Raw genomic sequence first — 14,591 nt, forward strand, 5'->3', positions numbered from 1 at the left:
CCAGCCGGGTACCCCGCCTGGCTCCTTTTTTTATTGCAGTCCGATCATCTTAATGGATCTCACTTCATTCTTCTTCATTTCCACTTCTTTACCTTGAAAGCTTCTGATGGTAATGTGATCCTCATCGTCTTGTAATATGACGCCTTTCACTGATTGATGACCATCAGAAAACTCACATGGAAACGGCACTTTTCCGTTAATGCTCGCAGAAATATAATCTAATTTCTCATCAATGGACAGTTCCCTGAACGGTCTTAGTTTTCTAAAGGTGGAAGCGGCCGTTTTACGTTCTGGAGGCTGAGAGACCGAATGTGCTTCATTCACTTCAGATACTTCTAATCCATCTGTATGATGGATGTGTACCTCCTCGTCAAGGTATTTCTCTTCACGTCTGTCTAGTTGTTCTTCCGGTGCAGTTGGTTTATTAGTGGTTAATGAGTGTTTATTCTCTGGTTGAATTTGAGGCTTTTGTTTCTTGGGTGTGCGATAGGTCACCTGCATATTCCCTTTTACTTCGTCTAATCTTGGCTGGTTTATATATAGCAAAGGTTCTTTCCCCGCTTTTTTCTCTGTTCTCACTGAGACACCTCCTAATTGTTCTCCACTTTTATATGTATGCAGAAAGCGCCCAGGGGTTTCATTTTCATGAGAATTTTACAACTTTTGAAGGTATGACACCATAAAAAAAATGGCAGCGGGAATGAATCCCGCCACCATTTCTTACATTACCCTAATACATGATAGCCTGAATCTACATGAAGGTTCTCTCCCGTGATGCCCCTTGAGTAATCACTGAATAGGAACACTGCGGTATCTCCGACTTCTTCCTGCGTTGTATTTCGGCGAAGTGGAGCACGCTCTTCTATTTCTTTCAGGATGCTGTTGAAGTCCCCTACACCTTTTGCAGACAGCGTGCGAATCGGCCCCGCTGAGATGGCATTTACCCGGATACCATGTTTCCCAAGGTCGCTGGCCAGATACTTCACACTCGCTTCAAGAGACGCCTTTGCTACACCCATGACATTATAGTTCTGCATGACTCTCTCACCGCCGAGGTACGTCATACTAACGATGCTGCCACCTTCAGTCATAAGATCCTTTGCCACTTTAGCAACCGCCGTCAAGGAATATGAACTGATGTTGTGAGCAAGCAGAAAGCCGTCCCTTGTTGTATTCATATAATCGCCTGCAAGCTCTTCCTTGTTAGCAAATGCGATACAGTGCGCAAGGCCGTGAATCACACCCACTTCTTCTTTAATGGTGGCAAAGCATTTCTCAATGTCAGCATCACTCGTTACATCACATGGCAGAACGAGTGAATTCTCTCCGCCTTCAAGTGTTTCGGCAAGATCCCTGACCCCCTTTTCAAAGCGCTCGCCAGCATATGTAAATATTAAACGTGCACCGGATTGATGCAGAGAACGGGCAATTCCCCATGCAATACTACGCTTATTCGCAACTCCCATGACAACATATGTTTTTCCTTTTAATGAAAGAGTCATTATTATCCTCCTAATTAATACATGTTATTAGTACCTACTACTAATTCTAACTCAATCCCAGGCAAAAGAAAAGAAGAAACCTATCGTATTCTCCTTTTTACATTCTCAATCTGTTGTAGATGTCTCTGTTCATGCTTACCCAGAAGTTCCAACACCTGCCAGATCGGCATCTCCCCAAAGCGGTGATGGTTCATAGATTGATGTTTTAATTTCTCTTTAGAATAGTTCTCAAGAAACTGCGTAGTGAGAGAACGAGAATCATCCAATGATTTTAATAAATCTTCCTTGCTTTGTTGACTTGAGGGAGGCTCGATCGGTGCCTTTAATTTTTGAGAAGGATCATCAAAAACGGATAAATCTACATCTGTACCGCTCCTTCCAGACGGTCTTTTTGCAGATTCCAGTGCCAATGTCAAAAAGCGTGTTTCTGCACCTGCGAGATGAAGTACGATTTGAGCGATGCTCCACTCCTCTTTTGAAGGCTTTTGGTTCAGTTCAACATAAGATAAATCCTCAAGACTTTTCTTTACATTATCCCGGATTTCTACTATTTTCTTTTCCCACATAGACCATTCCTCCTTATTTATTTCTTCTCTTATTAATTAGGTGATATAAGACATAACTCCTCTTTAAAGTAAAACTTCCCAAGAAAAAAGTTTCTTGGGAAGTGTGTAGCCTTATTAGCAGTATTCACAGAATTCAAGTTCTCGTTTGAGTTCATCTACATATTCTTTTGAGCCCGTGACAATCAGGCGGTCATTCATGTGAAGCTCGGTATCTCCATGAGGTACGATGGAATCCTTTCCTCTAAAGATCCGGACAAAGATGACATCTCCGGTGAATGGGAACTTCCGAAGGGTCATGCCTTCAAATTGGCTGTTTAACATCCGGATCTCATAAAGGGATGTTTCCTGATTTGTCAGGATGCTCATGACGGATGGTGACTCAATGAGCGCCCTTAATAAAGCTTTGGTTGATAAGAATACGGAATACACTTCAATATCCTGATCACGCAGGCTTTCATGGAGGTCCGGACTTTCAACCCTTACAATGACCCTGCCTACACCATATTCTTTTGCCGTGACGGCGAGGGTAGCATTCAACTCTTCATCACCAGTGGAAATCACAAGGATATCCGACTCGAAAATATTCTTATCTTCCAAAGTCTCTAATTCATAATCATCGATCTCATTGATCGTAAACAGGGAATCAGCGATACTTCGATCTGATTTATCCTGTTTGGTATGATATAGAACCGGCTCATACAAGGAGGATTGAAGCTCTCTTGATACCGGCATGGTTAACTGATTGGCACCAAGGAATGTAATTTTCAGCTTCTTCTCTTTTGCACTTTCCCTCGGGAAAAGCTTTTTGAAAATGATCGGTGTGATGATACATGTGATTACAGCCACTAAAATGAGGGTACCACTCATCTGAGCTGTAATAATCTCGATCCTTTCAGCGATTTTGGCAGCAGCAATCACCAATGATAAGGTTGATGTAAGGAGAAATGCTGAAGCAATTGTGGTTTTCGTATCATACCAGTACCTCAATAGGTAGACAGGGATGATCTTTGAAACCAGGAATGCCAGAACCAATAATGGAATGAGTAAGAGCATTTTCTTATCACTGAGCAGGGACCCAAGATCCAACTCGACGCCAATCATGACGAAGAAGATCGGAATGAGGAACCCGTAACCAAATGAGTCAAGCTTGTGAACCATTTCCTGATTTGGAGCAAGCAGTGAAACCAGTACACCTGCAAGGAATGCCCCCAGGATATTTTCCGCCCCTACCGTCTCAGAAACCGCCACCAGTAAGATGATCAGTGTAAAGACGGCTCGTGTTCCGATTTGAACGGTTCCTGTCGACAAACTCTTGATGAAAGGATTGTTCTTCAACCTCTTCGCAAGGAAATATAACAGGAGTCCTACCCCGAACAATATCAGAAGGAGCCACATATTCCCATGTCCTTCTCCGTAAAGAGAAACGAACACAGCAAGTAGAATCATGGTCACAAGGTCTGCAATGACCGCTACAAGCAGGATGATTTGCCCGATGGCACTTTTCATGATATGGGCTTCTTTGAGTGTTGGTACTACGACTCCAAGGGAAATCGTTGAAATGATCAACGTCATCAAGAACGCGTTATCGATGAGACCGAATAAGACAAATACATACGACAGACCAAGGGATACGAAGAATATTCCGATGAAAATAATGATCGCTAATTTCAGTCGATTCGGCTCTTCTTTACCACTCGGTAAAAGCTCTTTCTTCTTTTTCCCACCGGAAAAAGCGGTGAAATCTATTTCAAGTCCGCTTAAGAACATGAGGAAGATAAACCCTAGGGTAGATAATGTCTCAAGCCACATGTCCTGATGAACGAGATTAAATCCACTCTTCCCTATTACCAACCCCATAATAATTTCCGCAATAACGACCGGGATGAAATTCAACTTGAATCGATGCAGTAAAATGGGAGTTAAAAAAGCTACAAGAATAACAATGACAAGTGATGCAACGGATGCATGTTGTTCCATTCATTCCTCCCCCTCTTCTCTTTATATTAAATAGTTCATAAACATTGTCGCTAAGCCAAGATATATCAAGGTACTGATGACATCATTAATCGTCGTGATAAAAGGACCGGAAGCGACAGCCGGGTCTACTTTTAGCTTGTGCATAAGGAGAGGCACTAATGTACCTGCGAGTGTTGCAACGAACAGTGAGATCAACACGGATACACCAATAAGGATTCCTAAGAAGAATTCACCTTTCCACACATACACAATGACGCTGACAACAATCCCGCACGTTGTGCCTGTAATGAGTCCGGTACCCGCCTCCCGGATGATCAGGGACATCTTGTTCTCCTTCTCCAGGTCACCTGTTGCAATTCCCCTCACCGCAACGGCCAGTGCCTGAGTTCCCGTATTTCCAGCCATACCGGCAATCAATGGGATAAATACGGCCAGAATCGCCACTTTATCCAGAGTATTTTCAAACCGGCCTATGAGGCTCGCTGTGAACATTCCTAAGAATAATAAGGCAATCAGCCAAGGAAGACGTTTCTTTGCTGCATTAATAGGGCTTCGGTCAATGGAATCTAAATCGGCGATACCGGCAAGTTTGGAGTAGTCATCGGAAGCTTCTTCTTCCATGACATCCATGATGTCATCGACAGTAATGATTCCAAGAAGGTGGTGCTGAAAATCAACAACGGGCAGAGCAAGGAAGTCATAATCCTTCATTTGTCGTGCGACCGCTTCCTGATCTTCACTGACCCCTACAGACATGACACGGCCACTCATAATTTCACCGATCATGACATCATCGTGGCTAATGATCAAATCTCTGAGGGAAATAACCCCTACAAGCTTTTTATCATCATCGACTACATAGATATAATAAATCGTTTCGGCATTAGGGGCTTCATTTTTCAAAATATACATGGCCGAACGCACGGTCTGATTTTGGGAAATGGCCACAAACTCAGTGGTCATGATACTTCCGGCTGTATACTCTTCATAGTGCAGTAATTCTTTGATTTCTTTCGCCGATTCATCATCCATGATTGTCAGATAACTGACAACTTGATCTTTATCCAATTCATTCAAGACATCCACAGCGTCATCGGCATACATATTAGATAGCATTTCGGCTGCATATGTAGGGTTCATCTCGGCTAAAATATCCTGATAATCCTCTTCATCTATATCCAGGCTCTCAAAAAGCTCTGCCATTTCTTCCGGTGAAAGATAATGGTACAAACGGTTTCTCAAATCTTCATCTATTTTAGAGAAAAATTTCGCTTGGTCATAAGAGTGCAATTGAACGAATTCTGATCGAAATAAATCCAGGTCTTCTTCTTGAAGGGCTCTAATGAGAAGATCTTCATCGTACATTTCTTTTTCCTGCTTTTCTCTATCTTTTTCCTGTTCTTGAGTCACCTCAGACATCAAAGACACCCTCTTTCTTATCTTAATTTGTATATAGTCTTAATAATACTAGCAAATCTTGAGACGATTGTCTCTGATGAAATCATAACCATATGTGTATGACTTTCGTTTATTATGTAATAATAACCCCTGTCGAATACGAAACGCACGATTTGAATACTGAATCATTAATATGTCATAAAATACGGCAAAAGAAAAGAAAAAAGGTACTCTTTAGAAAGAAGGTTGAGGATGAAAATTGATATTATCGGTGATGTTCACGGCTGTTATCATGAGTTAAGAGAATTAACGATGAAGCTGGGATATGAATGGAGTACCGGGATCCCCATTCATCCTGAAGGAAGAATGCTTGGCTTTGTGGGAGATTTGACCGATCGGGGACATCATTCCATTAAGACAATTGCCACTGTATTTGAATTGTTTCAAAGGGATTCCGTTCATTATGTCCCTGGTAATCACTGCAATAAACTCTACCGCTATTTCTTAGGCAACAACGTAAAAATCCTTCACGGCCTGGAAACAACGGTGGCTGAGCTTAGCGCCTTACCTCCGAAGGAAAGAAATCGATATCGGGATATGTTCATTGAACTATATGAACAATCCCCATTGTATAAAGTATTGGATCATGGACGCCTCATTATTGCTCATGCAGGCATCAAGGAAGAGTTAATAGGTAAACAGAGCAATCGGGTCAAAACCTTTGTCCTATACGGGGATATTACCGGAGAGAAGAATGAAGACGGCACGCCTGTCCGAAAAGATTGGGCCCGTGACTATAAAGGGGACCCTTGGATTATATATGGTCATACACCCGTGAAAGAACCACGGATTTTGAACAAAACAGCGAATATTGACACAGGTGCTGTCTTCGGTGGGAAGCTTTCTGCTTTAAGATATCCAGAAATCGAGGTAGTTAGTGTACCCTCTACCATGCCCTTTGTGGAAGAGAAATTCAGGGAATTAGAATGATGCACTACATGTATATACTAAAAAGAGACCCTTTTCAGTCTAACCGAAAAGGGTCTCTTCTCTTTTGATGATCAAGCAGTGCCCTCATATCACTAGGCATCGGGACCTCCAGGCTCAGCCAAGATTTACGGATAGGGTGAAAAAAATGTAACCTTCGACAATGAAGGGCCTGTCTGCCTATCAGCTTTACACTTCCCCCATATAAATCATCTCCAGCTAGAGGATGTCCGATAAATGACATATGAACCCTTATTTGATGGGTTCTGCCGGTTTCCAGTCTTAACTCAATATGGGCAAAATCAAGGAACTGTTCCACCACCCTATAATGGGTTAAAGCAAATTGCCCGTCTGACCGCACCTCTCTTTCAATGATGCTGTCGGACTTTCGGCCGATTCGCTCTTCAATCATTCCCGAAATGTCCAACTCCCCTTCAGCGAAAGCTTCATATGTCCTTTGGATTTCCCTTTCTTTCTGCTGAAGGCTGAATAGATGATGAACATGCCTGTGTTTTGCCACCAGGACCAGTCCGGAAGTGTCTTTATCCAACCGGGTAACGATATGTACCGTAGACATAATGTCTTTAACTTCGAAATATCCCAAGATCGCATTTGCCAGGCTTCCTGTCGGTTCATCTTTCGTGGGAATGGTTTTCATCCCCCAGGGTTTGTCAACGACAAGAACATCATTGTCTTCATAAAGAATAGACAGGGGGATATCTTCCGCCACTAACGTCTTACTCGGCTTCTCTACAGGAAAACTCACCTTTAGAAGATCTCCTGACGAAAGAGGATAGCGAACATTTTCTTCCTTACCATTGATAGTGATGGATCCTCCGTCAAACTTGACAGACGTCAAAGTCCGCTTTGAAATCTGCTGATCCATAAGAAACTCTCTCATTAACTTCCCTTCATACGTAGAAGGAATGCTCCATTCTAGTGAAAAACCGCTCATCCTAATACCTGCCCTTATTCATCCGCTACAAATGAATCATGGACACGTTTCCAGAACGGGAAGGGGCGGAAGCGGGCAAAACGAATTTTCTCATCCGCAACACGATACTGAATGCTCTTCACATCTTTATGAAGGAGAGAAAGATGATCGATCGTCACCAGGAAATCCGGTCCATTCACTGGTTTCAGCATGCACGTATGATGCGCAGGTAAAATGAGCGGTGACCCGATGGTTCGGAAAACCCGATTATTGATGGACGCCATTTCAGCAAATTGAATGGCCGGTAATGACGGGTGAATGATTGCTCCACCCAGTGCCTTATTATAAGCTGTACTTCCGGATGGAGTTGATAGACAAAGGCCGTCCCCTCTAAAGCGCTCAAAATGCTGCCCCCTGATTTCCACGTCCATGACAAGGGTCCCTTCAACGCTTTTGACCGTTGATTCATTCAAAGCAAGATATCGGGTTTCCTTTCCACCATGCTGATAACGGATAATCGTTTCCAAGAGTGGATATTCAATGATCTGATAGGGTGTCTTAGCAATGGCTATGACGAGTTTCTCGATCTCCTCTGGCACCCAGTCAGCATAGAAGCCGAGATGCCCCGTATGTACACCGACAAATGCCGTCTTATCCAGCCTGGATCGATAGCGGTGAAATGCATAAAGAAGCGTGCCATCCCCGCCAACGGAAATGACGATATCCGGTTGATCATCATCATAGATCAAGTTGAAATCTTGTAGATACGTTCTCATTTTATGCATTAAGGTATTAGACTTCGAATCACCTTTTGATGTTATCGCGAACTTCATACGTATACCCCTTTCAAATCACTGCTGTTTTGGTTCAGGATTTTCTCTCCGTTGATCCTTTTCTTTTTTATTCGTGAAAATGACTTGGGCTTCCTGGATCTCCTCACGGATCAAACTCATTTCCTCATCAAGCCTAAAAGCCGCTTCAGCAGCTCGTTGTATCCGGAGACGTACTTGTTCAGGAATTTGACCACTATACTTATAATTCAATGAATGCTCGATCGTCGCCCAAAAATTCATGGATAGCGTTCTGATTTGAATTTCTACCAAGATGTTTTTCTCACCCTGAATGGTTTGCACGGGATAGTCTATGACAATATGATAGGATCGGTAGCCACTTGGTTTTTTGTGGGTTACATAGTCCCTTTCTTCTATGATTTTAAAATCATTCCGGCTCCGAAGTTTTTCCACGACGATATGAATATCATCAACGAATTGACACATCATCCTGAGTCCTGCGATATCCTGCATTTCTGTTTCAATATTCGATAGCTTGATTCCTTTTTGATTCGCCTTATCAAGAATACTTGCGATGGGTTTTACCCTGCCTGTGACAAATTCAATGGGAGAATGTGTGTTGTGGAGTTCATATTCTCCCCTCATCCCTTTAAGCTTAATCTTTAATTCGTCTACAGCCTGCTTGTAGGGAGCTAAAAATTGTTCCCAGTGATTCATTCCCCTCACCTCTCGCCTACTTTTCAAGAAATACCTTTTCTACCTTTTCAACCATTTCGTCACCGTAGTTCCCGTTTCCTTCTATATTCTCTACTAGATAGTCAAGTTCTTCTGTGAATTGATCCAATTCAAGTGAAACATGTTCACTTTTTGCTACGACTGCCGCTTTTTCCTTTAATGCTTTTTTCAATTCCGGCCAGATTGACTCTTCCAGATATAAGTACACATATTCCTCTTCGTTTTCTGTTAAATACACGAAAGCATAGCGATCGGAATCTGCAATGATCTGACAGGCAGCCGTTGTATCTTGAATGAGATCGACCTGGTCCGTATGTAAGTATAATGTACCGTTTTCATATGTTGTGTGTTGAAATTGAACAATTTTCCTCATGCGTTTCTTCATCCTTCCATTAAACAATCAGTATCATTTTAACATAATACAACCAATTCATCTAAACATTGAAGTTCCCAATTATTAAAGAGATAATAGAAGAAGTTTGTAAGGAAAGGATGCTTACGCATGGCACAGGAAATAGAAATAGAATTCAAGAATCTCGTAACAGAAGAGGAATTCAACCGCTTGACCTCTCACTTTCATATTAAGGAAGAGGATTTCATCTCTCAGGACAATCACTATTTTGATACTCCGGATCATCAATTAAAAGAGAAACAATCTGCACTAAGAATCCGGGAGAAAAACGGGAAGTATACGTTAACACTAAAGACCCCTTTTAACGAAGATCTTTTAGAAACGAATCAATCCTTATCGAAAAGCCAAGCAGACTCTCTCCTAGGGGAAGGGACATTTCCAATAGGGGAAGTCAAAGATGTATTGAAGTCACTTTCTGTTTCTTGCACTGCACTCCAACACTTCGGGACACTTTCAACAAACAGGGCAGAAATGAACTATAGAGATGGACTACTTGTTTTCGATAAAAGTTCTTACCTTCATAAAGAAGACTACGAGCTTGAATTTGAAGTGAAGGAACGTAAATCGGGTGAAGAGATATTTCTTGATTTATTGAAACAGCATCACATTCCAATAAGAAAAACGGACAATAAAATCAAACGTTTTTACTTGGAGAAATTAAAACAGGAAGAGTCTTGACCGATATAAGTATAAGAGTAGCAGTTTACGAAATGAGGAGTCTTTCACATGAATGTTCAGCAATTGAAAACGATGATGGAGCTCAAAGCATTGAACAGCTTAGGTTCAGTTTCTTCGATTCAAGATACAAGCAGTCAATCGAATGATCTGTTTCAACAATTATTAACAGAAGCCCTTCATTCAAGCACAAATTCCAAGAACATGAATCAATCTCTTGGAGCCGTCAATGAAGCCTGGCGTATTAAGTCAGCCTTATCAGTGACGCCAAGCATCCATCCGCAGTCCATTGTGAACAATGCTTACCTGGCTGCACCACAGGAGATCGATGAAATCATCACACGAGCGGCTGATCATTATGGTATGCCTAAAAAACTGATTCAATCCGTCATTAAACAGGAATCCAATTTCAATCCTGGTGCCGTCAGTCCCGCAGGGGCCGCAGGGTTAATGCAGCTCATGCCAAGCACTGCAAGAGGTCTTGGAGTCACCAATATTTTCGATCCTGAAGAAAATGTATTTGCAGGTACGAAGTATTTAAAGCAAATGCTTGATAAATATAACGGGGACATCCACCTTGCCCTGGCAGCCTACAACGCCGGCCCTGGTAACGTTGATAAATATCAAGGTATCCCACCGTTTAAAGAAACAACCGCATATGTTAAGAAAGTGACAGATCACTATTTTGCCTAATGGTCCGTCTTCTTGGCAAGGCACTCCTCCCCTTTGAGGTCGGCCTTGCCTTTTTGATACAAGCCGTATGGTTCATTAGACCCCCCTCGCCTCTTGTGTCAAATCATCATTCATTCAGACAAAACAGGATAGAAACATAAAAGGAGGCTACACTAATTTAGGAATAATCAGGCAGATGTAAGACTATTTGTTTGAGATATAGATTAATGCTTGCTAGAATGAACATACAATCTAAGTAAAAAGGAGTCATTCTTATGGTCGAGAAACCACAAATGCCCTATAACCTTATCGGCGAAAAGAAACTCTCCATGCTCGTTGAAGCTTTTTATGAAAGAGTATCCAATCATCCTGAGTTGTCACCAATTTTCCCGGATGACTTAACCGAGACATCACGTAAACAAAAGCAATTCTTAACTCAATATTTAGGTGGTCCTGCACTTTATACCGAGGAGCATGGACATCCTATGCTGCGTGCCAGGCATCTTCCATTTCCAATTACAGAAGAAAGGGCTAAAGCTTGGTTAAGCTGTATGCATGAGGCTATGAATGAAGTCGATCTAGAGGGTCCAGTAAGGGATGACTTTTTTCACAGACTCGTTTTAACTGCCCATCACATGGTAAATACGGATTCTACCAAGGGTTCTGCCATTGACTAGGACAAATAGCTGGCATCACCTTAAAGGGTGCGGTCGTGAGAAGAAACCTCTGGAAATATATATGTTTGTTGACCCTCTTTGCCCGGAGTGCTGGGCACTAGAACCAATCTTAAAGAAGCTGCATATCGAGTACGGTCAGTACTTTCGTATACGGTATATCCTAAGCGGCCAACTCGCCTCTTTGAATTTGGCGACCAAAAGGAAGCAGGAAGATCTGGCACAACAATGGGATAAAACGGCAAGTCGCTCCGGGATGTCGTGCGATGGAAGCCTGTGGATCGATAATCCGATTGATTCACCCTATCTCGCATCTTTTGCCATCAAAGCAGCAGAACTTCAAGGTAAACACTCGGGTATTCGCTTCCTTCGTTTTTTACAGGAACGGTTATTCCTGCAGAAACAAGACATTTCGAACATCGACGTTCTGAAGGAATGTGCCCGGGCAGCAAAGCTTGATCTGAGCGAATTCATGAACGATATTAACTCTTCTACTGCATCAAAGGCGTTTCAATGTGACGTCAAGATTACATCGGAAATGGAAGTGGATGAAATTCCGACCCTGGTCTTTTTTAATGAAAATATCGAGGATGAGGGATTAAAGATCACCGGTTTGTATTCTTATGAGGTGTATGTTCATATTATTGAAGAAATGCTTACAACAAAGCCTGAGAAGCAGCCTTTGCCCCCACTTGAGGTTTTCATGAAGTATTATCGGGTGGTTGCATCGAAGGAAATTGCCGTAGTGTATGATCTATCTATAGAAGAAGTTGAAAAGCAAATGAAGAAATGGACACTTCAGCAAAAAGTAAAAAAACTTCCGGCAAAGCACGGAACCTTTTGGAAATATATCAATCAATAATTATTGTAGTATAATTAAATCTTCATAAAACAAGAAAAGCCGATGTTGTTTCCAACATCGGTTTTTCAATACGAACAAAGGGGATGGGAGAAATTTTTCACGGTCAAACAAAGGGGTATATGTTTGCTTGTGATCAACTTCACACCGATAATATATCATGTATCCACTTGTATTGGCAAGTTGTTTGTATGGTATTTCACAATATTGTCAAAATCAATTCATGTTCTTCCCTTCCTCTTCATATAAATGGTAATAAGACAACGTTCGGAGGGAATTAACATGCTCGTAAAAATGAAATATGGGATCCTCCTCCTCTTGATCCTCATCAGCTTTTTCATCAACATCCTTGGCCTCATGCACCTGATCCCCATTTATATCACGTCTCCCATCCTCTTTCTCTCCCTCCTCCTCTTCTTCCACTCCCTCGGAAACCGTAACCGATTCAGGGGATTCAAATCGATGAAATGAGGGACGGACCTTAAAAAATGAATCCCCCTTCTGGCGGGGGATTTATTTAGTGATTCTATTTATTGAAGCTTCTCCAGCAGTTCTTCCATTTCATTCAGCTTTTCCTCAAAAACTTTACAAGCATCCTCCACCGGTTTGGATGTAGTCACATCCACTCCCGCTTTTTTCAGCACCTCGATCGGGTAATCGGAGCTTCCCGCTTTCAGGAAGTCGATATAGCGTTCCACTGCCGGTTCCCCTTCTTCAAGTATTTGTTGACTCAGCGCCGTTGCGGCAGAGAATCCTGTTGCATATTGATACACATAATAATTGTAGTAGAAGTGTGGAATGCGAGCCCACTCCAACCCGATTTCTTCGTCAATTGAAATGTCATCGCCGAAATACTTCTTATTCAAATTATAATACTCTTTCGTCAAAAACTCTGAAGTCAGTGCTTCTCCTTCTTGTGCTTTCTTATGAATGAGATGCTCGAATTCAGCAAACATCGTTTGACGGAATACAGTTCCTCTGAATCCTTCCAGATAATGATTCAAGAGATATAAACGTTTCTTCTCATCTTCAATCGTATTCAATAAGTAATCATTCAATAATGCTTCATTGCAAGTAGAGGCCACTTCGGCTACAAAGATGGAATAATGACCATACGTATATGGTTGTGATCTACGCGTATAGTAGCTGTGCACACTGTGTCCGAATTCATGGGCAAGTGTAAAGAGATTATTTACGTTATCCTGCCAGTTCATCAGGATGTAAGGGTTGGTGCCATATGCTCCTGAAGAATAGGCCCCGCTTCTCTTCCCTTTGTTCTCCACTACGTCCACCCAGCGGTTTTCGAAGCCCTCTTTCAGAACATCGGCATATTCCTTACCAAGTGGCTTTAGACCGTCAAGAATCATGGTCTGTGCTTCGTCATAGCTTATGTCCATTTTGACCTCTTTCACAAGCGGCGTATATAGGTCATACATATGAACCTCATCCAAGCCCAGAACTTTCTTACGAAGTTTCACATAGCGCTGCAGGAGATGAAGATTTTTATTAACGGTATCAACCAGGTTATCATAGACTTCTTCGGGAATATTATTATTTGATAAAGCCGCATGTCTGGCAGAATCGTAATGTCTGACATTCGCAATGAAATTGTCTTTCTTCACCGCGCCACTTAAAGTCGAAGCAAATGTGTTTTCAAATTTACCATATGTCTCATATACCTTTTTAAACGCCTCTTCCCGAATCCTGCGATCACTGCTCTCAAGGAACCTGATAAAACGGCCATGAGTGATGTCCACTTCTTCTCCGTTTTCATCTTTTATGCTTGGAAATTCAATATCGGCATTATTTAACATCCCAAATGTATTACTCGCAGCACCGAACACTTCAGATGCCTGTGCCAGTAGCGCTTCTTCTTCTGCAGAAAGAACATGTGGACGCTGAAGATTAATTTCCTCTAATGCATGCTTATACTTTTGCAGTTCTTCCTTTTCCTCCAGAAAGCCTTTTAGCTTATCTTCGTCAATGGAAAGCACTTCAGGCACCAGGTAAGCAAACTTACTTCCTAATTGTGTATAAAGACTTTTGGCACGGTCATCCAATCCCTGATAATACGAATTGGTCGTATCCTGATCATAGCGCATGTGAGAATATGTATAAACCCTACCCATCCGTTCCATTATTTCATCCTGGAAAGCGAATGCCTGGTAAAGCTGATCTGCACTTTCACCCAATGTTCCTTTAAATTGATCCGCTTTCTTTGATAGCTCTTTGATTTCTTTATATTCCTTTTTCCATGTCTGATCACTTTCAAAAATGTCTTCCAATCTCCACGTTAACTTTTCTTCTACCTCTTTTCTACCAGGCAGACTTTTCACTGCTGTATCTTTTGACATATACATCCTCCATTCTAAATCTACAGAAAATTCCTTATAGTAACATTCTCTCTCA

16 protein-coding genes are annotated in these 14,591 nt (G+C 41.9%); 6 read left to right on the forward strand and 10 right to left on the reverse strand.

The features are described from left to right. Nucleotides 1-30 precede the first annotated feature (30 nt). From LCL96_RS10985 to mgtE, 5 genes are all read right to left on the reverse strand, one after another. On the reverse strand, nt 31-579 hold the full coding sequence (locus LCL96_RS10985; protein WP_224941518.1) for a CotO family spore coat protein: 549 nt from the start codon (nt 577-579) through the stop codon (nt 31-33). 146 nt (nt 580-725) lie between these two features. Next, the gene (fabI, locus tag LCL96_RS10990) at nt 726-1,502 is read right to left on the reverse strand and encodes an enoyl-ACP reductase FabI (RefSeq protein WP_224941519.1); all 777 of its coding nucleotides are present in this window, start codon (nt 1,500-1,502) and stop codon (nt 726-728) included. An 80-nt stretch (nt 1,503-1,582) separates the two neighbouring features. After that, a complete protein-coding gene (locus LCL96_RS10995) occupies nt 1,583-2,068 on the reverse strand; it encodes a DinB family protein (RefSeq protein ID WP_224941520.1) in 486 nt (161 codons plus the stop codon). A gap of 114 nt (nt 2,069-2,182) precedes the next feature. Further along, nucleotides 2,183-4,045 (reverse strand): monovalent cation:proton antiporter family protein, encoded by a 1,863-nt coding sequence (locus tag LCL96_RS11000; protein WP_224941521.1) that lies wholly within the window; start codon nt 4,043-4,045, stop codon nt 2,183-2,185. Nucleotides 4,046-4,066: 21 nt separating this feature from the next. Further along, complete coding sequence (gene mgtE, locus LCL96_RS11005) at nt 4,067-5,410, reverse strand: magnesium transporter (RefSeq protein WP_224941695.1); 1,344 nt, start codon at nt 5,408-5,410, stop codon at nt 4,067-4,069. A gap of 285 nt (nt 5,411-5,695) precedes the next feature. On the opposite strand from mgtE, the gene prpE reads away from it, so the two are divergent. Next, the gene (prpE, locus tag LCL96_RS11010; protein WP_224941522.1) at nt 5,696-6,433 is read left to right on the forward strand and encodes a bis(5'-nucleosyl)-tetraphosphatase PrpE; all 738 of its coding nucleotides are present in this window, start codon (nt 5,696-5,698) and stop codon (nt 6,431-6,433) included. Nucleotides 6,434-6,467: 34 nt separating this feature from the next. On the opposite strand, the gene LCL96_RS11015 is transcribed toward prpE, so the two are convergent. From LCL96_RS11015 to LCL96_RS11030, 4 genes are read right to left on the reverse strand one after another with little or no spacing between them, the layout of a single operon-like run. Beyond that, nucleotides 6,468-7,385: an RluA family pseudouridine synthase gene (locus tag LCL96_RS11015; RefSeq protein WP_224941523.1), complete on the reverse strand. Its 918-nt coding sequence runs from the start codon at nt 7,383-7,385 to the stop codon at nt 6,468-6,470. 14 nt (nt 7,386-7,399) lie between these two features. Beyond that, entirely contained in the window at nt 7,400-8,197 is a 798-nt protein-coding gene (locus LCL96_RS11020; RefSeq protein WP_060670229.1) for an NAD kinase, read from the reverse strand. Nucleotides 8,198-8,215: 18 nt separating this feature from the next. After that, complete coding sequence (locus LCL96_RS11025) at nt 8,216-8,872, reverse strand: GTP pyrophosphokinase family protein (protein ID WP_224941524.1); 657 nt, start codon at nt 8,870-8,872, stop codon at nt 8,216-8,218. A gap of 16 nt (nt 8,873-8,888) precedes the next feature. Further along, a complete protein-coding gene (locus LCL96_RS11030; protein ID WP_224941525.1) occupies nt 8,889-9,263 on the reverse strand; it encodes a hypothetical protein in 375 nt (124 codons plus the stop codon). A 129-nt stretch (nt 9,264-9,392) separates the two neighbouring features. On the opposite strand from LCL96_RS11030, the gene LCL96_RS11035 reads away from it, so the two are divergent. From LCL96_RS11035 to LCL96_RS11055, 5 genes are all read left to right on the forward strand, one after another. Then, nucleotides 9,393-9,980, forward strand: coding sequence for a CYTH domain-containing protein (locus LCL96_RS11035; protein ID WP_224941526.1), 588 nt, complete (start codon nt 9,393-9,395; stop codon nt 9,978-9,980). 48 nt (nt 9,981-10,028) lie between these two features. Further along, nucleotides 10,029-10,670, forward strand: a complete 642-nt coding sequence (locus LCL96_RS11040; protein WP_224941527.1) for a lytic transglycosylase domain-containing protein — start codon at nt 10,029-10,031, stop codon at nt 10,668-10,670. A 254-nt stretch (nt 10,671-10,924) separates the two neighbouring features. Continuing rightward, nucleotides 10,925-11,326: a globin gene (locus LCL96_RS11045; protein ID WP_224941528.1), complete on the forward strand. Its 402-nt coding sequence runs from the start codon at nt 10,925-10,927 to the stop codon at nt 11,324-11,326. Further along, entirely contained in the window at nt 11,319-12,185 is an 867-nt protein-coding gene (locus LCL96_RS11050; protein ID WP_224941529.1) for a ClpXP adapter SpxH family protein, read from the forward strand. Before LCL96_RS11045 ends, LCL96_RS11050 begins: the two co-directional genes overlap by 8 nt. Nucleotides 12,186-12,464: 279 nt before the next feature. Next, nucleotides 12,465-12,653 carry a hypothetical protein gene (locus LCL96_RS11055; protein ID WP_224941530.1) on the forward strand — a complete coding sequence of 63 codons (189 nt, stop codon included), beginning with the start codon at nt 12,465-12,467 and terminating at the stop codon, nt 12,651-12,653. Nucleotides 12,654-12,712: 59 nt separating this feature from the next. On the opposite strand, the gene pepF is transcribed toward LCL96_RS11055, so the two are convergent. Continuing rightward, complete coding sequence (gene pepF / locus LCL96_RS11060; protein WP_224941531.1) at nt 12,713-14,536, reverse strand: oligoendopeptidase F; 1,824 nt, start codon at nt 14,534-14,536, stop codon at nt 12,713-12,715. Between the last annotated feature and the right edge of the window lie 55 nt (nt 14,537-14,591).

It is taken from the genome of Rossellomorea aquimaris, assembly GCF_020172085.1.
Taxonomy (GTDB): domain Bacteria; phylum Bacillota; class Bacilli; order Bacillales; family Bacillaceae_B; genus Rossellomorea; species Rossellomorea aquimaris_E.